Below are 20714 nucleotides of genomic sequence, written 5' to 3'. Positions count from 1 at the left end.
GGCCCCTACGTGCTCGAATGAGCACCACACCCCGAGGCGACGACATCGGAGAGCTCTTGTCCGCAACCCGAGTGCCCGAAGCGGTCAATGTGCTGCTCGTCGAGGACGACGCGGTCATCCGCCGCTCGGTCCAGCTGGCCCTGGAACGCTACGGGTACGAGGTCGACGTCACCGGGGACGGGCTCGACGGCCTGGACGCCGTCCGGGCCGGGGCACACGACATCCTGATCCTGGACGTGATGCTGCCCGGCCTCGACGGCATCAGCCTGTGCCGACGCGTCCGCGAGGAGACCCTCACCCCGATCCTGATGATGTCCGCCCGAGGCGACGCCCTCGACGTCGTGGCCGGCCTGGAGGCCGGCGCCGACGACTACGTGGTCAAGCCCGTCGACATCCCCGTCCTCGTCGCCCGCATCCGCTCCCTGCTGCGCCGCGCCACCTTCCGCCAGGCGGCGGCCGCCGAGCCCGTGCTGGAGGGACGGATCGCGCGGGGCGAGCCGCACGGCCCGCCCCAGCACTCCGCCGCCAAGGAAGAGCCGGACCTCCTCACCTTCGGTGGCCTGACCATCGACCTGCGCGGCCTCGACGTGTGCCTGGACGGCCGTGCCGTCCCCCTCACGCCCACCGAACTGCGCCTGCTGCTGGCCTTCGCGGAGAACCCCGGCATGGTGCTGGACCGCCGCCGGCTGCTGCGCGAGGTGTGGGACTACGGCTGGGAGGGCGATACCCGGGTCGTCGACCTGTGCGTGGTTCGGCTGCGCAAGAAGATCGGGGCCGACCGCATCGAAACCGTCCGGGGCTTCGGCTACAAGCTGCTCCGGAGCTGACTCGATGACCACACCACGCACTGGTCGGCGTCTGCTCGACCCGCGCTCACTGAGCTGGAAGATCACCGCCCTGGTCGCGCTCGCCTGCTGCGCGGTGGCCGTAGTGATCGGCCTGCTCGTCCACCAAGCGACCGCGCAGCGCGGCGACCGGACCGGGCGCGACCTGGCGACCGCCCAACTGGTCGCTGCTGAAAGGGAGTTCTCCCAGACCGGCCGTCGTCCGGACCACGCCTCCCTCGAGCCCCGGACCGGCCTGCCCGGGCCGCTGGCCCAAGCCGTCGAGGGCCTGGAGGTCCCGGGCGAGTACGCCCTGTGGTACGACGTCAAAGCACCGAACTGGTACTGGATGTGGGCGGCCGTCCCGGTCGGCGACGATCAGGTGCTCACCGTCCGGACCGACCTGAGCACCACGGTGCGCAGCCTCCAACTGCTGGACCGCAGCATCATCAAGGCCGCCCTCGCCGCCCTCGCCGTCGTCGTGCCCGTCACCGCGCTGGCGGCCGAGCGGATGAACCGGCGCCTGCGCCACGGGTCCCGGACCGCCCGCCGAATCGCACACGGTGATCTCGACGCCCGGATCGGCCACCGGGGCCGCGCCCGTGACGAGATCACCGAGATGTCCACCGCCGTGGACGAGATGGCCGCGACGCTGCAAGGGCGGCTCGCCGCGGAGAAACGCTTCACCGCCGATGTCGCTCACGAACTGCGCACCCCGCTGATGGGCCTGGTCACGGCCGCCGGTCTGCTGCCCGAGGACGACGAGGCTACTGACCTGGTCCGCACGCAGGTCCGCGCCTTGCGCGGCCTGGTGGAGGATCTGCTCGAGGTCTCCCGTCTCGACGCCGGCGCCGAGAGCGCCCGGCTCGACGTGGTCCCCCTGGGGGATCTCATCGCCCAGGTGAGCATGCAGGGCGACGGCGACACCCGGCTTCGGCTGCTGGCACCCGCCGCCGTCCGCACCGACCCGCGCCGGGTGGAACGGATCGTCACCAACCTGGTGGCCAACGCCCACCGGCACGGCGCCTCGCCCGTCGAGGTCACCGTCACGGGCAGCCGGATCACCGTGCGCGACCACGGGCCCGGCTTCCCCGACGCCCTCCTCGCCGAGGGGCCGCAGCGCTTCCGCACGGGCGCTGCCGAACGCGGCCAAGGCCACGGCCTCGGCCTCACCATCGCCACCGGCCAGGCCGCAGTGCTCAACGCCCGGCTGACCTTCGCGAACGCACCCGACGGCGGAGCCGTCGCCACCCTCGACCTGCCCGTGTCCGAACCCCTGGGCGGACCCGGCGACCGCTGAGCGAGGGCATCGGCTACGACCCGACCCACAGCCGCCGCGCCGACAGGCAGCGCCCGGAACAGCTGACCTCCGTTCCGGCCCCGGACCAGCGGCGGACCAGGCTTCCGGTGCCTCGGTACCGAGCCGCTACTGGCCGGTGACGCGGTGGAAGGTCCACTGCTGGTTAGAGCTGCCGACGTCGCGGTACTGGATCAGCGCGGCACCGTCGGCGGTGCTGCCGCTGCCGACGTCGAGCACCTTGCCACTGTTGCGGTTGACCACGACGAACGCGCCGCTGGTCAGCGGTCGCAGCTGCCACTGCTGGCTCGTCCGGCCACTGGCGGTCGCCTGTACGACCCGTGCGCCGTCCGCCGTCGAGGAGGCGGCCACGTCGAGTACCTTGCCGCTGCCGACGCACGCGATGGTGTGGTAGCCGTCCCCGGTGGACTGGAAGGCCCACTGCTGGTTCGCCTTGCCGTTGTCGGTCCACTGGACCACGCCGGCGCCGTCCGCGGTCGACCCCCCGGAGACGTCGGCGACCTTGCCGCTGCGTACGCTGACGCACTGGTACGCCCTGGTGGGTGCGACGGCGTACTGCACCGAGTCCACGTCGACGTAGCCGGTGCCGTCCGGGTTGTAGGTGTAGAGGCCGATCCGGTCGCCCCGGTAACCGCCCCAGGTGAGTTGGTAGGCATTGCCGAACACGGTGAATGAGCTCCCGTCGAGGCTGTAGGAGAACCGGCTGACGCCGTTGACGTCCCAAGTGGTGCGGAGCCACACGGCGTCCTGGGTGATCACCGGACCGTTGGTCACGCTGCCGCCGGCGTTGTACGCGATCGTGGTGGTGGTCCCGGAGCGCCGGACGCCCAACCCGGCGTAGGTCGCCGCGAAGTGGCAGAGCCCGGCGTGCTGTCCGTCGGCGAGGCCGGCCAGTTCGAGGCGGACGGTCACGGTCGCGCCGCCCGCCGTACGCAACACCCGCTGGGTGAGCGTGTTCCCGGCCTTGGTCAGGTTGTCGGCCGCCAGCGGTGCGAACGCCTTCAAGCGCAGGTAGCCGGGGCGTTCGGTCAACGACCAACGGTCGGCGCGGGGTTGGTAGTGCCACTCCCACTGCGGCTTGAGCCGGGTGTCGGTGAACAGGTCGCTGGTCACCACGGGAGGCAACGCGTCGACCGGCAGACCGGGCGTGCCGCCGACGGGCACCTGGCCCGTCCAGACCATGGTGCCGATACCGTCAGCACCCACCGCGCCCAGGATCGGCCAACCGTCCACCCAGGTCACCGGGAGCAGGGACAGCACGCGCCCCTCCCAGTCACCGTGGCCGTGGTGGGTCACGAAGTACCAGGTGCCGTTCGGGGCCTGTACCAGCCCGCCCTGGTTGGGCTCGCGGTCCGCCGAGGTGTTGACGTGCTGCAACTGGCGGGTCTCGTACGGGCCGTAGAGGCTGGTGCCCCGGTTCATCATGAGCACCCGGCCCTCCGGCTTCACCTCACTGAAGAGGTGGTAGTAGAGACCGTTGATCTTGTAGAGCTTGTTGGCCTCGCTGCCCGGCGACTGGTGGATCACCGTCGGCGGACCGACCAGCGACTTGCCGTCCTCGGAGAGCTTGAACAGGTTGATCTTGTAGCCGTCCGCGTAGTGCGTGGTGACCAGGTAGCCCTGGCCGTCGTCGTCCCAGAACGGGCACGGGTCGTCCCAGCCGGAGGTCCGCCACACCGCCGTCAACGGATCCCAGGGGCCGGTCGGGGACGGGGCCGACGTCATGAAGAAGCCTTCGTCGGGTGTGTTGAAGTACACCCGGTACCGGCCCGCGTGGAAGCGGATGGCCCCGGCCCACACGCCACGGCCGAAGCGGTTCATCCGGTCCCAGTTCAGCTCCGGCCCGATGCTGGTGAGGTTGTCGACCGCGCCGCCGATCATCCGCCAGTTGACCAGGTCCTTCGAGTGCAGGACGGCCATACCGGGCGAGTACCCGAACGTGCTGGTGATGCCGTAGTAGTCGTCGCCGACCCGGATGCAGTCCCAGTCGCTGAAGTCGCCCGGAAGGACGGTGCGATAGGTCCCGTCGCCCTGATCACCCCACGTCCCGGCCGGAAAGGGCGCGGCCGCAGCCGGGCTCGATGGCAGCAGCCCCGGCAGCAGGAGGGCCCCGGTGCCGGCCGCGGCGAGCCGGCCGAGCTGTCGTCTGGTGATGTCCACGATTCCGCCCTTGGGTGAGGAGGGGAGGTACTCCCGGCCCGGCGGCGAGCGCGCCGGACGAGAGGTGCGACTGGGTGTCACCGAGGTGACGGCGGGGCGAGGACCGGTCCCGCGCAGGTCGGGGCAGCACCGCGCCAGGTCGTTCGGGTAACCGGGAGGTGAAGTCGCCGTTCCGGCCCTGTGAAATTGTTAGCGCTCACAATTCGGCACGACAAGAGACGGGACCGCCGTTACCCAATCTTGATCTGCGGCGCGCGGGGCCATCGGTTCCGTCAGCCGACCGGACTGCCACCCGCCCGCTGCCGCAGACCTGGCACACCCCGCGCGTCCGTAACCCCCCGCTCGCGGCGTGCCGTTGACGCCGCACGGGGCGTTGATCACGCGTCCGTACGCGGCATAGGTTGCAGGACATGACGAGTCTTCGGATCGGTGTGATGTACGACCGCGACTGGGCCCCGGAGGGACTTCCCGGGTTCGCGCGCGAGGTCGAGGCGCTCGGGGTGGACGACCTCTGGGTGGTCGAGGACCTCGGGTGGAACGGCGGGATCTCGGCTGCCGCCGTGGCGCTGGCGTCGACGGAGCGGCTGCGGGTGGGCATCGGGATCGCACCCGCCCCCTTGCGCAGTCCGGCGTTGCTGGCGATGGAGCTGGCGACCATGGCGCGGATGTTCCCCGGGCGGCTGGTGTCCGGGATCGGACACGGGGTACCGGAGTGGATGGCCTCGGTCGGCCTCGCGGCGAAGTCGCCGCTCGCCCTGCTGGAGGAGACGATCAGCTCCGTGCGCGCGCTGCTCCATGGAGAGCGTGTCGAGCTGGACGGACGTGAAGTACGCCTGGCGGGTGTGCAGTTGGTGCATCCACCGGTCGAGCCACCGCCGGTGGTGGCCGGGGTGGTGCGGCCCCGCTCGCTGGAGCTGTCCGGGCGGGTCGCGGACGGCACGCTGATCGCCGAGGGCCACGGCCCGTACGACGTGACGAGCGCCCGGGCGTCGGTCGACAAGGGCGGAGCCTCCGCGGACCACACGATGACGGTGCTCGCCTTCTGCTGCGTCGGCGACGACGCCGACCAGGTGGCGCGGACACTGCGACCGTACGTCGAGGGCCACGGCGCCTGGCTCGGTCGCCCGCCCGAGCAGGTGTTCACGGTCTCGGGCACGGCCGAGGAAGTCTCCGGACGGATCCGCGAGCTGGAGGCGGCCGGAGCGGCCACGGTCGTGCTGCGGATGGTCGGTTCGGAGCCGGTGCGGCAGCTCGGGGCACTGTTGAAGGTGTGGGGGCGTCAGGTACGGGACTGACACACGGCCTGGTTCGCGCCGGTACCGCTGCCCGGACCGGGACCGGCTGGCTACGCTCGCCGACACGGGCGTACTCCGCGAGCGACATCGTCCGGACGGCCTCGCGCGAGGCACCGATGCCCGAGACGTCCAAGGATGAGCATGAGCAACCCACTTCAGGACCCGGACTTCTTCCGCAACCCGTACCCCACCCTCGCGGCACTGCGAAGCGCGTCGCCGGTCCAGAGGATGCCGAGCGGCGGAGGCCGGTCGAGCTATGTCGTGACCGGCTACGCCGAAGCGCGAGCTGCCTTCACCGACCCGCGGCTGTCCAAGGACACGGCGGCCTTCTTCGCGGGCAAGGACACGGGACGCAACCTGCACCCCGCCGTGTCCCACAGCATGCTGGCCACCGATCCGCCGCGGCACACCCGGCTGCGGAGCCTGGTGACGAAGGCGTTCACGCCCGGCGCCGTCGCCCGGCTCCGCCCCTACATCACCCGCGTGACGGACGAGTTGCTGGACGCCTGGGTGCCCGGCGAGCAGACCGACGCCATCGCGAGCCTCGCCGTCCCGCTGCCGGTTGCCGTCATCTGCCAGCTGCTCGGAGTGCCCGACGCCGACCGCGCGGCGGTGCGCGCCTGGTCCAACGACCTCTTCGCCGCCGGACAGCCCGAACGGATCGACTCCGCCTCCCATGCCGTCGCCGGCTACCTGGCCGATCTCCTCGCCGCCAAGCGCCGTACCCCCGACGAAAGCCTGCTCGACGACCTGATCCGGGCCCGTGACGGCGAGGACCGGCTCAGCGAGGACGAACTCGTCTCCCTCGCGGTGCTCCTCCTCGTCGCCGGGCACGAGACCACCACCAACCTGATCGGTAACGGTCTGCTGGCGCTGCTCCAGGCGCCGGAGTCGCTGCGCCGTCTACGGGACGAGCCCGACCTGATCGACACGGCCGTGGACGAGGTTCTCCGGTACGACTCCCCGGTGAGCATGGCCACCTTCCGGTTCGCCACCGAGACCGTCAGCCTCGGCGGCACGGAGATTCCTGCGGGCTGCCCGGTGCTCATCGCGCCCGGCGCCGCCAACCGCGACCCCGCACGCTTCCCCGCCCCGGACCGGGTCGACCTCGAACGGGACACCAGGGGCCACCTCGCCTTCGGACACGGCATCCACCGGTGCCTCGGGGCGCCCCTCGCCCGCGCCGAGGGCGGGATCGCCTTCCGGCGCATCACTGCCCGGTTCCCCGGACTTCGCCTGGCTGTGCCCGGTGCCGAGCTGCACTGGCGGCACACCCGGCTCATGCGGGGTCTGGAGGCGCTGCCCGTGCTGCCATAGGGGCCGGCCGGTCGTGACACCGCCGACCACACGGCGCCGCACCCACGACGTCGGCGGCCCGGCCAAGGCAGGGATCGTCACCCGCCCGGTGCTCTCACCGCTGCGCGGGAGCTGACTCCTCCGGCCCTTCGGGACCCGCGTTCGCCAGCTCCGGCTCCAGGCCGTCCGCCGCCGGCGGCACGCCGCGGCCGGTCTCCCGCCGCCACGCGTCGAAGGCCCATGCCGTCGCCACCACCAGCCCCACCCCGAGCAGCCAGCCACCGAGTACGTCGCTGGCCCAGTGCACACCCAGCGCGACCCGGGTGAAGCCCACGCCGAGCACCGACACCGCCGCCAGGGCCCACGCGGCAGGCCGCAGCGACCGCGGCATCACCGGCACCCAGACCAGCAGCAGCACCGCGCAGGAGGCGGCGGCGGTCATCGCGTGCCCGGAGGGGAAGGAGTAGCCGGGCGCCAGGGCCACCGGGTCGGGCAGGCTCGGGCGGACCCGGCCGACGGCCTCCTTGACCAGGAATCCGGTGAGTCCGGCGGCGATCTCGGTGGCGGCCGCCCAGGCGGCGAGCCGCCACGCGCGCCGGTGGATCAGCCAGCCCACGGTCGCCGTGACGAGCAGGCGCATCGTGACCGGGTCCCACACCCAGTTGGTCAGCGCGCGGAGCACGGAGAGCAGCTCGGGGTGCCGGAGGACGGCGGTGTGCAGGTGGACGGCGGCGCCGCGGTCGAGCTCGGCCAGGGGCGTCCAGCGGGCCTCGATCAGCACCAGCAGGACGCCGGCCGGTACCGAGGCGAGCGTGAAGGCGCCGACGGCCACCAGCAGCCGCCGACCGAAGCGGCGGTCGGCGGCACGCCGCGGTCGGTGCGGGAGCCGGCGCAGGAGTCGGCGGTAATCGGTCTTCACGGTGGGCGCCTACCCGCGTTCGGGCTGGCCAGGCCCCGGGTCCGGTTCAATCGGCGTGCGTTGGCCGGTCCGGTCCGCCTCCAGCTGGGCCGCGAACGAGATGCCGAGGAGCAGCGCGATCGCCGTGAGGTACGCCCAGACCAGGAGCGAGACGCCCGCGCTGAGCGGGCCGTACACGGCGTCGAAGGAGCCGCTGATCCGCAGGTACAGGCGGAGCAGCCAGGTTGCCGTCGTCCAGAGCACCAGGTGGACGGCCGCGCCGAAGGCGAGCCAGCTGTAACCCGGCTGCCTGCGGCGCGGCGCGCGCCGGAAGATCACGACGGTGGAGAGCAGGGCCAGCCCGAACCCCAGCGGCCAGCGGAGCACCGACCAGACGGTCAGGGCACCGCCGCTGCCCGACCCGTAGACCTCGGCGACGGACGCGGCGATCTCCGGACCTGCGACCAGAACGACGAAGCCCGCTCCCATCGGCAGCCCGGCCAGAACGGTCATCACCACGCCCCGGCCGTACTTGCGGAGGGCCGGGCGGTCGCGCTCGATGCCGTAGATGCGGTTGGCGCCGCGCTCGATCTGACTCATCGCCGTGACCAGGTTGACCATCGAGAACACCAGACCGAACCAGAGCGCGACCGTGCCGCCCGAGCCGGCCCGCGTACGGCTGCGGTCGAGCACATCGCGGATCATGTCCGCGCTCGGTCCGGCGGTCAGGCGCTCGATGGTGAGTTCGGCGACCTCGGCGATCCGCTCCGTGTGCATGACCTCGGAGAGGCCGATCACGGCGATGGCGAACGGCACGACGGCCAGGACGGTCTGGAAGGCCAGCGCGCGGGCGTGGCTGAACCCGTCGGCGTACCGGAAACGGACCATGACGTCGCGGAGGAGCGGCCAGCGGCCGTGCTCCCGCAGGGCGGCGACCGCTTCGTCGGCCGACAGGTCGTCGCCTCGGCCGCGCACCCTTCTCGCGGTACCCATCAGCCCCCCGCCCCGACCGTGTGGGTCCGGGCCTCGGCCGCCGGGTTCGTCGCCGCGAGTGGGACGGGTGCAGTGTCCGCCGTCCGGTCAGGGCGGCCGTCGGCCGGGGCGTGCACCAGCAGCGCGCCCGGCCGTACGGTCAGGCACAGCCGCCGGCCGTCTCCCACCGGCTCGCCGTCCAGTTCGCGCGGGCTCGCGTTCTCCGTGACGAGGGTGATCCGGCGGCCCTGGAAGTGCTCCAGGCTCCTTCGTACGGGCTGCGCTCGTCGGCCGTCCTGATGGGGTTCGCCGGGCCGGGTGTCCGGCTCCGGCCGACCTTGCCGACCGGTCACCAGCCGCAGCGTCGCCGCGCTCCAGCCCAGGAAACCCCTGGGCTGGAGCAGCACCAGGTCGAGCACTCCGTCGTCCGGCTCGGCCTCCGGCAACAGGCGCACGCCGCCCTGGAGCGAGCCGACGTTGCCCACCACTGCCATGGCCGCCCGACGGTGGAAGGTGGCGCCGTCGTCGAGGGTGACCGCGAGACGCATCTTCCGGTCCCGTAGGTGCCGGACGATCCCCACCACGTAGGCGGCCCAGCCCAGGCGTTGCTTGAGGTCGCGGCCGGTGTCCGCCATGACGGCGGCGTCCAGGCCGATCCCGGCCATCGCGCCGACGAGGGTCGGCTCGATGCCGTCGCCTTCCGCCAGCGCCAGGTCGATGCGGCGCGGCGCACCGTCGAGCGCGACGGCCAGCGCCCGGGCGGGCGAGGTCGGCAGGCCGAGGTTGCGGGCGAGCAGGTTGCCGGTGCCGCACGGGACGACGGCCAGCGCGGTCCGGGTCCCGGCGAGGGCCTGGGCGCAGGCGGTCACGCTGCCGTCGCCGCCGCAGACGACCAGCAGCGGAAAGCCGTCCGCCACAGCCCGGGCGGCGGCCGACCGCCCGAGGTCGTCCGGGTCGGTCTCGGCGAGGCGGGTTTCCCGGTAGCCGTGCGCTGCCAGCACCGCGAGGACCTCGTTGAGAACGGCCGGCCCGGTGACTGCGGGATTGGACACCACCATGGCGCGGCGGTTCGCGCGCTCCTCGGTGCCCCGGCTCCCGTCAGCCGTGCCGTCGGCACCGGCTTCGGGTGCGGAGGTAGCGGCCGGTGGCCGTTCGGGCTCCAGGAGCGTGCTCATGATCCAGAGAACCGCAGCGCCGTTCAGCAGGCCGGCCACCACGTCCGTCGGGTGGTGCATCCCCCGGTAGAGCCGGCTCGCCGCGACCAGCAGCGGCACCAGGCAGGCCAGCAGAACACCGACCGGGACGAGCCGGCGGCGGCCCTTGGCCGACCGCAGGGCGATGATCGCGAGCGCCCCGTACAGGGCGGTCGCGGCACCCACGTGCCCGGACGGGAAGCTGGAGGTGGCCAGGGCCCCGTCCAACCGGACCACCTCGGGCCGGTGCCGGTCCACCAGGGCCGCCGCCGTCACGAAGACGAGGGCCTCGGCGGCGACCGCGCCGCCGACGAACAGCGCCTCCCGCCACCGGCGCGGTCGCCCTGCCAGCACGAGCGCCAGCATCGCCGCAGCGGTCACGGTGACGATCGCGGGGGTGAACCCGACAGCCGAGACCCAGCCGGAAGCCCGGTCCAGCCAGGGGCTCCGGTGCTCCGCCAGCCAGCTCACGACCGTCGGCTCCCTCCGGTCCCAGAGGCCGAACGGCGGGTGCGTGACGAGAAGTCCGGCCAGCACGAGCACGACGATCTGAGCCAGCAGCGCCGGGACGATCCGCCGGGCGACGAATGTGCCCCCAGGTGTCATCATGCGACCCCGTGTGCCCCGGCCCGGCCGTTTCACCCGTTCCACCTGCTGGCGGCTCGTCAGATCGCGGTACCCCCGGCACGGCAGAACCGGGCGTGGGAGTGCGAACCGTGGGTAACAGACGAGTTCTCCTCGCCGTCGAGCCGTCACACCGTCCGAGGCCGACGCCAGCGGAACATGCGGTGCCCGATGGGGCAGAAGGGGCAGGTGGGGTCCGTCATGCTGGGGCAGTCACACGCGGTCAGCGGGGCACTGATGTACGCCGCTACGGCACCGTTCCTGCCGCAGGCCCTGCTCGGCAGGGAACCGCGGCCCAGCGAGATACTGGTCGGCACACTGCTCTGCGCCGGGGCCGCGCTGCTCCCCGACCTCGACCACCACGACGCGACACCCGCGCACCTACTGGGTCCGCTCTCCAGGGGGCTGTGCCGCCTGGTCGGCAAGCTCAGCGGTGGCCACCGCCATGCCACCCACTCGCTGCTGTTCGTGGCCCTCGTCACCGGTGGCACCTGGTTGGGCGTCACCCGCCTCGGCGAGCGCTTCGCCGTCGGTCTGACCTTCGTCCTCCTCGCCCTTGCCGCGCGCGCCCTGCACCTGCACCCGCCCGGGCACGGGCCGACCGCCTGGACCACCTCCGTCGGACTGGCCGGGGTCGGCACCGCGACGGTCGCCGCCTGGTTCGACGGCATCGCGGGCTGGCTCCCCTACGCGGTCGGCCTGGGCGCTCTGACACACCTGCTCGGCGACTGCCTGACCCGCAAGGGCGTCCCCTTGCTGTGGCCGTACCGGCGACGCTTCGAGCTGGTCCTGATCCGCCGAACCGGCAGCCGCCTGGAGACCCGGTTCTTCGTACCCCTGATGACCGTCGCCACCTTCGCGGCCCTCTGGTTCGCCGCCTTCGCCCCACTGTTCGCCACGAGTTGACGATCGGTCGGACCGTCACGATCGGGAAGACCAACCGGCGGATCAGCGCACCCGCCCGCGAGGCTTCAGCGGGACCGGCGGCAGTACGGGCGCGGCCAGCCGCGCCCCGTCGTACCCGTGCACCTCGCCGAAGCGTGAGCCGTCCATCCAGTCCGCCCGCGCCTCGGCGATCTCCTCACTGGACCGGCCGACGAAGTTCCACCACATCACGAGCTTCTCCTCGAACGGCTCGCCTCCGAGCAGCAGCACCGACCCGTCGGCCAGCGCGTGCAGCGGCAACTCCCGGCGCCCGCTGCCGAGGTAGAGCATCGATCCGGCCTCCAGCCGGACACCGTCCACCTCCGTCAGACCGGTCATCGCCAGCGCGGCGTACTCGAAGTCGGGTTGCAGCGGCAGCCGTTGCCGGGTGCCCTCACGCAGCGTCAGATCCGCGCCGACCAGCGGCGAGTACGTGGTGCCCGGCGAGGTGGCGCCGTCGAGGGAGCCGAGGATGACGGTGGCGTGCAGGCCGGCCGCGGCCACGGTCGGCAGGTCGGTGTGGTGCTCGAAGGCGGGGGCGGTGTGCCGGTGCGCGTCGGGCAGGGCGACCCACAGCTGCGCGCCGAGCAGCAGCGGGGCGTGGTCGCGCGGCGACTCCTCGGAGTGCGAGATGGCCCGACCTGACGTCATCAGACCGAGCTCGCGCGGCCGGACGGTCTGCAGGCTGCCCAGGCTGTCGCGGTGCAGGACCGAACCCTCGTGCAGCCAACTCACCGTCTGGAGACCCATGTGCGGGTGCGGCGGCACCTGCATGCCCGGCTCGTCGGCGATGTCGTCGGGACCGTAGTGGTCGACGAAGCACCAGGCACCGACCATCCGCCGCCCGAGGTTGGGCAGCAGCCGGCGGACCACGGTGCTGCCGCCGAGGGCCGTCTCACGGGGCGTCAGCAACTCTCGGACGGGACCCCCCGGGACGTCCTCGCGCCCGCCGCGCACGGTCGGGGCGGTCACAGGCCGAAGCGGACGCGCTGGGCCTCGGGCACCAGGTCGACGTAGTCGGGGTGCTTGGTCAGCCAGGCCCGGATGAAGGGGCAGTACGGCAGCACCTCCGCGCCCTGCTCGCGCGCGGCGTCGAGGGCGGCCCGGGCCAGCACCCCGGCCAGGCCGCGGCCCGCGAAGGCGGGGGCGATCTCGGTGTGGATGAAGGCGATCTCGTTCTCGTGCCGGAAGTACTCGGCGAAGCCGGCGAGTTCACCATCCTCCGTGATCTCGAACCGTGAGCTCTCGGGGCGGTCCGTCACGGTGGTCGTCATCGTTCCTCCTGGGTGCGGCGGCGGGCCGGGAGGCCCGCCGCCATATAATTTAGCATTCAACTAGATCGTGATCAAGGAGCGCTCCGAGGGCCGCATCGCACCGTCGCTCACTTCGCCTCCGCCACGGTCCCGCCGACCGCGGCGACCCGGGCGGCGTGGGTGGGGCCGTCCGGCACGGTGGCGGGGCGGCCGGCCGCGAACTCCTTGCGCAGGACCGGGATGACCTCCTCGCCGAGCAGGTCGAGCTGCTCCAGGACGGTCTTCAGCGGCAGCCCGGCGTGGTCGATCAGGAACAGCTGGCGCTGGTAGTCACCGAAGGTCTCCCGGAAGGTCAGGGTCTTCTCGATGACCTCCTGCGGGCTGCCGACGGTCAGCGGCGTCTGCGAGGTGAACTCCTCCAGCGAGGGACCGTGCCCGTACACCGGCGCGTTGTCGAAGTAGGGCCTGAACTCCCGCACCGCGTCCTGCGAGTTCCGGCGCAGGAACACCTGGCCGCCGAGGCCGACCATGGCCTGCTCGGGCGTGCCGTGGCCGTAGTGCGCGTAGCGCTCGCGGTAGAGGCCGACCAGCTGCTGGAAGTGCTCCTTGGGCCAGAAGATGTGGTTGGCGAAGAAGCCGTCGCCGTAGTACGCGGCCTGCTCGGCGATCTCGGGCGAGCGGATCGAGCCGTGCCAGACGAACGGCGGGACACCGTCCAGCGGGCGGGGGGTGGCGGTGAAGGACTGCAGCGGGGTGCGGAAGCGGCCCTGCCAGTCCACCGTGTCCTCACGCCAGAGCTTGTGCAGCAGCGCGTAGTTCTCGATCGCGAGCGGGATGCCCTGCCGGATGTCCTGACCGAACCAGGGGTACACCGGGCCCGTGTTGCCACGGCCCATCATCAGGTCCACCCGGCCGTCCGCGAGGTGCTGGAGCATCGCATAGTCCTCGGCGATCTTCACCGGGTCGTTGGTGGTGATCAGCGTGGTGGCGGTGGAGAGGATGATCCGCTCGGTACGGGCGGCGATCCAGCCGAGCATGGTGGTCGGCGAGGACGGCACGAAGGGCGGGTTGTGGTGCTCACCGGTCGCGAAGACGTCGAGGCCGACCTCCTCCGCCTTGAGCGCGATGGCGATCATGGCCTTGATCCGCTCGTGCTCGCTCGGCGTCCGCCCGGTGGTGGGGTCGGTGGTCACGTCCCCGACGCTGAAAATTCCGAACTGCACTCTCATCACCCTCTGTGCCGTGTCTGCGTGCCCCGTCCCTGCCGACTCTAGAGCCGGCCCGGGTCAGGCCATGCCCGGCCGTGCACCTGTCCCGGTCCGTCAACGCCCTGCTCAGCCGCGCCCGCGACAGCCGGCCCCGGCCGTGGCGACCAGCGGAGTACTGCCGACACTGCCCGCGCGGGGTGGCCGTGGACCACCGACCGGGCGCCGGGCGCCGCGCCCGCGGACATCGCCGGTACGACGTCAGGTCGCCGCCGACGCCCGGGCCGCCCTGGTCCGGCCGGCGTCGGCGGCGGCGGCGAGGCTCACGGGAGGACGACCACCCGACCCGTGGTACTGCCGTTGGCCACCCGCTGGACGCCGTCCGCCGCGCCGTCGAGCGACAGCCGCTCGCTCACCAGCGGCCGGACCACACCCTTCGCGGCCAGCGCGGTCAGCTCGGCGTGCGCCGCCGTCACGACGGCCGGCTCGTGCACGGCGTAGAGACCCCAGTGGAGCCCGAGCACCGAGTAGTTCTTCACCAGGGCGTGGTTCAGCCCCGGCGTCGGGATGGTCCCGCTGGCGAAGCCGACCACCACGATCCGGCCCTCGAAGGCGACGCAGCGGGCCGAGCCGGTGTACGCGTCGCCACCGACCGGGTCGAAGACCACGTCGGCACCGCGCCCTCCGGTGACCTCCTTCACCACCGCCACGAAGTCCTCGGACCGCCGGTCGATCACCACGTCGGCGCCCAAATCCCGGGCTGCCACGGCCTTTTCGGGCCCGCCGACGACACCGATCACCGTCACCCCGGCCGCCTTGCCCAGCTGGACCGCCGCGCTGCCGACCCCGCCGGCCGCCGCGTGCACCAGCAGCGTCTCCCCGGCCCGCAGCGCCGCCCGCCGGTGCAGCCCGAACCAGGCCGTCTGGTAGGCGATGTGCATCGCCGCCGCCTCCGCGTCGTCCAAGGCGGCCGGCGCCGCGAACGCCGCCCGGGCGTCCATCAGCGCGTACTCGGCGAACGCCCCGGCCGGCAGCAGCGGCGTACCGATCACCCGCTCCCCGGCCCGATCGCCGCCGACCACCTCGCCGCACAGCTCCACGCCGGGCGTGAACGGCAGCGGCGGCCGCACCTGGTAGTGCCCCCGGCACATCAGGGCGTCCGGGAAGTTCACTGCGGCGGCCCGCACCTTGACCAGCAACTGCCCTTCACCGGGTGAGGGTTGGCCGACCTCCGCCAGTCGCATCACCGCACCGGGCTCGCCCAGTTCGCCCACCTGCCATGCCCGCATCGCGTCTACTCCTTCTCAAGTGCCTGCTGGAGACGGTTCATTCCGTCCAGCCAGCGGTCGGGATCAGTCGCCCTGGTCGCGTAGTAGCCGGCCACCTCGGGGTGCGGCAGGATCAGGAACCGCTCCTCGGCGATCCCCCGCAGCACCGCGTCCGCCACCGTCGATGGCTCCAACGCGCCTTCAGCCAGAAGCAGTTGCCCGGCCGCCCCGGACTCATCGAGCATCCTGGTCCGGACGCCCTGCGGGCAGACCGCGTGCACCCGCACGCCCCGGTGCCGGTAGGTGGCGGCCAGCCACTCGGCGAAGGCCAGCGCGCCGTGCTTGCTGACCGCGTACGGCGCGGAGCCGAGCATGGTGAGCAGCCCGGCGGCCGAGACCGTCCCGACGAACCGGCCCTCACCCCGCTCCAGCCAGTCGGGCAGCAGCAGTTCGCACGCCCGGACGTGGGCCATCACGTTCACGTCCCAGGCCGCCGCCCAGGCCGCCGGGCCCGCGTCCGCGCCACCGACCGGGGCGACGCCCGCGTTGGCGCAGTAGACGTCGATCGCGCCGAGCTCCGCGCGGGCGGCGGCGATCAGCCCGGTCGGGTCGGCCGCGTCGCCCGGCACGGCGTACGCCCCGATCGCGTCGGCGACGGCCCGGGCGGCTCCGGCGTCGAGGTCGTTGACCACCACCCGGGCCCCGGCGGCGGCAAAGGCGGCGGCCAGCGCGGCGCCGATCCCGTGCCCGGCGCCGGTCACCACGACACCGCGCCCGGCCAGGGCCACGGCGGCGGGGCTCACAGCCCGCCGGCCAGCGAGACGCCGCCGTCCACCGTCAGTGTCTGGCCGGTGATCCAGGCCGACTCGTCGGAGAGCAGGAAGGCAACCGCACCGGCCACGTCCCCCGGCACGCCGAGCCGGCCGAGCGGGTACGCGGCGGCGACCCGCTCCTCCCGGCCCTCGTACAGGGCCTCGGCGAACTTGGTCTTCACCACGGCGGGGGCCACCGCGTTGACCCGGACGGCGGGGGCGAGTTCGACCCCGAGCTGGGTGGTCAGGTGGATCAGCGCGGCCTTGGAGACCGCGTACATCCCGATCCCGGGTGCGGCCCGCAGACCCGCCAGCGAGGCGACGTTGACGACCGCGCCACCGTTCTCGCCCATCCACGCGTCGTGCGCCAGCTTCGTCCAGGCCATCGGGGCGAGCAGGTTGACGCCCAGGATCTTCGCGGCCTGCTCGGCGGTGACGTCCAGGAGCGGGCCGTACACCGGGTTGATGCCGGTGTTGTTGACCAGGAAGTCGAGCCGCCCGAAGGTCTCCAGCGTCCTGGCCACCACCTCCGCCTGGTGCGCGGGGTCGTCGGCCCGGCCGGCCAGCGCGATGGCGTGGTCGGGGCCGCCGAGTTCGGTGACCGCCTCGGCCAGCGGCTCGGGGGTCCGCGCGGTGATGCAGACCTTGGCGCCCCGCTCCACCAGCTCCCGGGCGATACCGAGGCCGATGCCCCGGCTGGCTCCGGTGACCACGGCCACCCGGCCCTTCAACGACGGTGCCATCACGTGTCCCTCTCGACGGAGTTCCCGGGAATCCGGGTCGACCAGGCTGACTAAGCGCTTGCTTAGCATCCAAGCGGCCGCGCACACTGTCAACCACCCGCCGGGACCAGCGGCGCCGTCTGGGAGGATTGCCCGCATGACCGACCGAACCTCCGCCGACCTCTGGCCCGCAGGCGTCGCGGGCGAGCGCACCGAGGCGGCCCGGCGCCTACTGCTGGCGGCGGTCGAGTCCTTCGCCCGGCGCGGCTACCACGCGACCACCACCCGGGACATCGCCACCGCCGCCGGGATGAGCCCGGCCGCGCTCTACATCCACTACTCCTCGAAGTCGGCACTGCTCTCCGAGATCAGCCGCACCGGCCACCAGGCGACCCTGGACCTGGTCGAGCGCGCGGCGGCCGCCGACCTGCCGCCGGTGGAGCAGATGCGTCGGCTGGTCGAGGAGTTCACCTGCTGGCACGCCCGGGGCCACACGGTCGGACGGATCGTCAACCACGAACTGCACGCCCTGCCGGAGGACGACTTCGCGGTGGTCGCCGAGCTGCGGCGGCGGATCGAGGAGACCGTCCGCCGGATCATCGAGGCCGGGGTGACCACCGGCGCGTTCGAGGTGCAGGACGTCCGGACCGCCGCCCGGGCGGTCACCTCGCTCGGCATCGACGTCTCGCGCTGGTACACCGAGCGCAGCAGCGAAACCCCGGAGGAGCTCGGCCGGCGCTACGGCGTCCTGGTGCTGCGCATGCTGGGCGCGGCGGGCTGACTCCGAAGGAAAGGCTTCCGCCCTCCGAAAGCTTAGGTTAGGCTCACCTTGCCTACAGAGGAGGACGGATGCCCGCCATCCCTGCCATGCCCAGCCCGGTCGCACCGGTGCCCACCGCCGCCGAACGCGCCCGCACCCTGCTGGAGTTCGGCTCCTCGGTGATCCTCGACGTGCCCGGGGCCGACCTGGCCAACCGCCCCGGCCTGCCACCCCTGGTGCGCTGCGCCGTCCTGCCTGACGGTGCGCTGGCCGTCCTGGCCGAGCAGGACTCCCCGCTCCGGCGGATCGCCTCGGTCTCCCACCAGGACGAGGTGGCCGCACTGCTGGAGGCGGTGGACGTCGCCCCGGTCGCGATGCCGCACCGGATCCGCGGCCGGGCCACCGTGCACGGCCGCCTCACCGTGCTGCGGCCCGCCGCGCCAGAGGTGCTGGACGGACTCTTCCCGCACCGCCCCGCCGGACGGTACGCGCTGCTCCGCCTCGACCCGGACCACCTCGCGGTCGAGGACCTCTGGGGCGCCGACTGCTGCGTGGACGTGGCCGCGTTCGGCCGCGCCGCGACCGACCCGCTGGCCGCCGAGGAAGCCACGGTCCTCCAGCACCTCGCCTCGGCCCACGCCGACCGGCTCGCACTGCTCGGAGCCCAGGCCCTCGACCACCCTTCAGGTCCCCGGTCCTGGCCGGCGGACGGCGGCTACCAGGTCAGGCCGGTCGCGCTCGACCGGTTCGGACTGCGCGTCAGGCTGCTGGCCGGGGACCGGGTGCTGGACGCCCGCTTCGAGTTCCACCGCCCCGTCGCCCGCCCCGAGGAGCTGGCCGAGGCGATGCACCGACTGTTCTCCCAGGTCGGCACCCACTGAGTCGCCGTCAGACCGGGGTGATCACCGAGAACAGCCCGCCCTCTCTGTCCCGCAGCCGGGCCACCCTGCCGTACGGGGTGTCGACGGCCGCAGCCGCCGCCGCGCCGCCGAGCTCCACCGCCCGGCGGACCGCCCGGTCGGTGTCGGTCACCGAGAAGAAGACCTCCCAGTGCGCCCCGACATCCTCGGCCCGGCGCAGAGCCGCCACGCTGCGGTGCTCCGCCCGCAGCACCACCCGCTCGTTCTCGTACCGCACCTCGAAGTCGTCGGGATCGCGCTCGTCCCAGCGGAATACCTCGCCGTAGAACAGCGCCGCCTGGAACGGGTCACCGGTGCGCAGCTCGATCCAGACCGGAGCACCCGGCGACCGGACCCACGCGTTGCTGCCGAGGTCGCCCTCCCAGATGCCGAAGGCCGCGCCGGTCAGGTCGGAGGCCAGCACCATCCGCCCCGCGTCGAACGGCAGCGGGCCGATCGCGACGGTGCCGCCGCGCTCCCTGATCCGGGAGGCCGTGTCGTCCGCGCTCTCGGTGCCGAAGTAGGTGGTCCAGGCGACCGGCGGCTGCCACTCCCCCTCGGTGGCCCCGATCCCGGCCACCTCGACCCCGTCCAGCACCGCCCGGGAGTACGGCCCGAACCCGTGCAGCCCGGGCTGGAAGGACCATCCGAGCAACGCTCCGTAGAACGCCTGCGCCGCCGTCAGGTCACGGGCCATCAGGCTCACCCAACACGGGGCGGCCGGCACACAGCGCACGGTCACGGTCTGCTCGCTCATCGGAGCCCTTCCTTCCGGTCGTGGCAGTCCTCAGCGTAGGGCCTCTCTTTCGGATCACGTCGGATGAGCGGGCGGGCGAGGAAGTGCGTGGCTCGGCGGTGCCGAGGAGGGAGCAGCTGCGACCGGCGAGGAATGTGACCCGACTCCGCCCACCGACGTGAGTCGAAGAGCAGCCCTGAGCCGACCTGCCCGGGAGGGGTGGTTCGGCTCGCGGCGGGCAGATCTCCGGGGTGTGATGGGGCCGACGAGAGGAGCCGCGATGAAGACCGGATACGTCGTCGTGGGAGCGAGCCTGGCGGGGGCGAAGGCGGCGGAGACGCTGCGGGCGGAGGGGTTCGAGGGGGCGATCACGCTGATCGGCGCCGAGCCCGAGCGGCCGTACGAGCGGCCACCGCTGTCCAAGGGCTACCTGATGGGCAAGACCGCACGGGAGAAGATCTACGTCCATCCGGCCGAGTGGTACGCCGAGCAGCGCGTGGACCTCTGGCTCGGCGCCCGGGCTACCGCGATCGACCCGGTCGGACACACCGTCAGCCTGGCCGACGGCAGCCGGCTCGGGTACGCCAAGCTGCTGCTCACCACCGGCTCCTCGCCACGCCGCCTGACCGTCCCCGGCGCGGACGGCGGCCAGGTGCTGTACCTGCGCACCGTCCAGGACTGCGAGCGGATCAAGGCCGCGATCCACCCCGGCGCCCGGATCGTGGTGATCGGCGCCGGCTGGATCGGTCTGGAGACTGCGGCGGCGGCCCGCGAGGCGGGGGCCGAGGTGACGGTGCTGGAGGCCGCCGAGCTGCCGCTGCTGCGGGTGCTCGGGCGGGAGGCGGCGGAGGTGTTCGCCGACCTTCACCGGTCGCACGGCGTCGACCTGCGGTTCGGCGTGCAGGTGACCGAGGTGACCGGGGACGGCGTCCGGTTGGCCGACGGCGCGCTGGTGCCGGCCGACGCGGTGGTGGTCGGCATCGGCATCACCCCGAACACCGAACTGGCCGAGGCGGCCGGCCTGACCGTCGACAACGGCATCCACACCGACCAGTACCTGGCCACCTCGGCCCCCGACGTCTACGCGGCCGGCGACGTGGCCAACGCCCTGCACCCGCTGTACGGCCACCCGATCCGGGTCGAGCACTGGGCCAACGCCCTGCACCAGCCCAGGACGGCCGCCCGGTCGATGCTCGGCCAGGACGCGGTGCACGATCGGGTGCCGTACTTCTTCACCGACCAGTACGACCTCGGCATGGAGTACACCGGCTACGTGCGGCCCGGCGGCTTCGACCGGGTGGTGTTCCGGGGCAACCGGGCGAGCCGCGAGTTCATCGCGTTCTGGCTGGACGGCGGGCGGGTGCTGGCCGGGATGAACGTCAACGTGTGGGACGTGACCGATCCGATCCGCGAGCTGGTCCGCTCGGGACGCCAAGTGGACCCGGACGCGCTGGCCGATCCGGGCGTACCGCTGGACCGGATCGGCCTGGACTGACGGGCAGAGGTCGGCCTGGGCTGACGGCCGGGTGTCGGCCTGGGCTGACGGCCGGGCGTC

General features: G+C 72.9%; 19 protein-coding genes. 8 read left to right on the top strand and 11 right to left on the bottom strand.

The features are described 5' to 3' along the window. The first annotated feature begins 17 nt into the window (after window positions 1-17). Window positions 18-827 (top strand): response regulator transcription factor, encoded by an 810-nt coding sequence (locus ACKUU6_RS26320; protein WP_407991046.1) that lies wholly within the window; start codon window positions 18-20, stop codon window positions 825-827. A 4-nt stretch (window positions 828-831) separates the two neighbouring features. Next, window positions 832-2124: a sensor histidine kinase gene (locus tag ACKUU6_RS26315; protein ID WP_407991045.1), complete on the top strand. Its 1293-nt coding sequence runs from the start codon at window positions 832-834 to the stop codon at window positions 2122-2124. A 126-nt stretch (window positions 2125-2250) separates the two neighbouring features. Here ACKUU6_RS26315 and ACKUU6_RS26310 read toward each other — a convergent pair whose 3' ends face one another. Further along, window positions 2251-4302 carry a family 43 glycosylhydrolase gene (locus tag ACKUU6_RS26310; RefSeq protein ID WP_407991044.1) on the bottom strand — a complete coding sequence of 684 codons (2052 nt, stop codon included), beginning with the start codon at window positions 4300-4302 and terminating at the stop codon, window positions 2251-2253. Between the two features lie 410 nt (window positions 4303-4712). Between ACKUU6_RS26310 and ACKUU6_RS26305 the strand changes: the two genes are divergently transcribed. Further along, the gene (locus tag ACKUU6_RS26305) at window positions 4713-5597 is read left to right on the top strand and encodes an LLM class flavin-dependent oxidoreductase (protein ID WP_407991043.1); all 885 of its coding nucleotides are present in this window, start codon (window positions 4713-4715) and stop codon (window positions 5595-5597) included. 141 nt (window positions 5598-5738) lie between these two features. After that, window positions 5739-6914, top strand: a complete 1176-nt coding sequence (locus ACKUU6_RS26300) for a cytochrome P450 family protein (RefSeq protein WP_407991042.1) — start codon at window positions 5739-5741, stop codon at window positions 6912-6914. A 94-nt stretch (window positions 6915-7008) separates the two neighbouring features. On the opposite strand, the gene ACKUU6_RS26295 is transcribed toward ACKUU6_RS26300, so the two are convergent. From ACKUU6_RS26295 to ACKUU6_RS26285, 3 genes are read right to left on the bottom strand one after another with little or no spacing between them, the layout of a single operon-like run. Continuing rightward, the gene (locus ACKUU6_RS26295) at window positions 7009-7812 is read right to left on the bottom strand and encodes a phosphatase PAP2 family protein (RefSeq protein WP_407991041.1); all 804 of its coding nucleotides are present in this window, start codon (window positions 7810-7812) and stop codon (window positions 7009-7011) included. Window positions 7813-7821: 9 nt separating this feature from the next. Next, window positions 7822-8784, bottom strand: a complete 963-nt coding sequence (locus tag ACKUU6_RS26290; RefSeq protein WP_407991040.1) for a YihY/virulence factor BrkB family protein — start codon at window positions 8782-8784, stop codon at window positions 7822-7824. Further along, window positions 8784-10565, bottom strand: a complete 1782-nt coding sequence (locus ACKUU6_RS26285; protein WP_407991039.1) for a diacylglycerol kinase family protein — start codon at window positions 10563-10565, stop codon at window positions 8784-8786. Before ACKUU6_RS26285 ends, ACKUU6_RS26290 begins: the two co-directional genes overlap by 1 nt. Window positions 10566-10781: 216 nt before the next feature. On the opposite strand from ACKUU6_RS26285, the gene ACKUU6_RS26280 reads away from it, so the two are divergent. Beyond that, window positions 10782-11486: a metal-dependent hydrolase gene (locus ACKUU6_RS26280; RefSeq protein WP_407991038.1), complete on the top strand. Its 705-nt coding sequence runs from the start codon at window positions 10782-10784 to the stop codon at window positions 11484-11486. Window positions 11487-11528: 42 nt separating this feature from the next. On the opposite strand, the gene ACKUU6_RS26275 is transcribed toward ACKUU6_RS26280, so the two are convergent. The 6 genes from ACKUU6_RS26275 to ACKUU6_RS26250 all read right to left on the bottom strand — a co-directional run bounded on the left by ACKUU6_RS26275 (window position 11529) and on the right by ACKUU6_RS26250 (window position 16785). Next, entirely contained in the window at window positions 11529-12476 is a 948-nt protein-coding gene (locus ACKUU6_RS26275; protein WP_407991037.1) for a pirin family protein, read from the bottom strand. Continuing rightward, window positions 12473-12778 carry a GNAT family N-acetyltransferase gene (locus ACKUU6_RS26270; protein WP_407991036.1) on the bottom strand — a complete coding sequence of 102 codons (306 nt, stop codon included), beginning with the start codon at window positions 12776-12778 and terminating at the stop codon, window positions 12473-12475. The genes ACKUU6_RS26275 and ACKUU6_RS26270 overlap by 4 nt, the downstream gene beginning before the upstream one ends. A 107-nt stretch (window positions 12779-12885) precedes the next feature. Next, window positions 12886-13980, bottom strand: coding sequence for an LLM class flavin-dependent oxidoreductase (locus ACKUU6_RS26265; protein ID WP_407991035.1), 1095 nt, complete (start codon window positions 13978-13980; stop codon window positions 12886-12888). 305 nt (window positions 13981-14285) lie between these two features. Next, complete coding sequence (locus ACKUU6_RS26260) at window positions 14286-15251, bottom strand: NADPH:quinone oxidoreductase family protein (RefSeq protein ID WP_407991034.1); 966 nt, start codon at window positions 15249-15251, stop codon at window positions 14286-14288. A gap of 5 nt (window positions 15252-15256) precedes the next feature. Then, entirely contained in the window at window positions 15257-16033 is a 777-nt protein-coding gene (locus tag ACKUU6_RS26255; protein WP_407991033.1) for an SDR family NAD(P)-dependent oxidoreductase, read from the bottom strand. Further along, the gene (locus ACKUU6_RS26250) at window positions 16030-16785 is read right to left on the bottom strand and encodes an SDR family oxidoreductase (protein ID WP_407991032.1); all 756 of its coding nucleotides are present in this window, start codon (window positions 16783-16785) and stop codon (window positions 16030-16032) included. Before ACKUU6_RS26250 ends, ACKUU6_RS26255 begins: the two co-directional genes overlap by 4 nt. Window positions 16786-16921: 136 nt before the next feature. Here ACKUU6_RS26250 and ACKUU6_RS26245 point away from each other — a divergent pair, with 136 nt between their 5' ends. Both ACKUU6_RS26245 and ACKUU6_RS26240 read left to right on the top strand, forming a co-directional pair. After that, on the top strand, window positions 16922-17545 hold the full coding sequence (locus ACKUU6_RS26245; protein WP_407991031.1) for a TetR/AcrR family transcriptional regulator: 624 nt from the start codon (window positions 16922-16924) through the stop codon (window positions 17543-17545). A gap of 68 nt (window positions 17546-17613) precedes the next feature. Next, window positions 17614-18405: a DUF2470 domain-containing protein gene (locus tag ACKUU6_RS26240; protein ID WP_407991030.1), complete on the top strand. Its 792-nt coding sequence runs from the start codon at window positions 17614-17616 to the stop codon at window positions 18403-18405. A gap of 7 nt (window positions 18406-18412) precedes the next feature. On the opposite strand, the gene ACKUU6_RS26235 is transcribed toward ACKUU6_RS26240, so the two are convergent. After that, window positions 18413-19180, bottom strand: coding sequence for a VOC family protein (locus ACKUU6_RS26235; protein WP_407991029.1), 768 nt, complete (start codon window positions 19178-19180; stop codon window positions 18413-18415). Window positions 19181-19439: 259 nt separating this feature from the next. Here ACKUU6_RS26235 and ACKUU6_RS26230 point away from each other — a divergent pair, with 259 nt between their 5' ends. Continuing rightward, window positions 19440-20654, top strand: a complete 1215-nt coding sequence (locus ACKUU6_RS26230; RefSeq protein ID WP_407991028.1) for an NAD(P)/FAD-dependent oxidoreductase — start codon at window positions 19440-19442, stop codon at window positions 20652-20654. The last annotated feature ends 60 nt before the right edge of the window (window positions 20655-20714 follow it).

The organism is Kitasatospora sp. CMC57 (assembly GCF_045866025.2).
Taxonomy (GTDB): domain Bacteria; phylum Actinomycetota; class Actinomycetes; order Streptomycetales; family Streptomycetaceae; genus Kitasatospora.
This window is presented reverse-complemented; position numbering and strand designations above follow the sequence as displayed.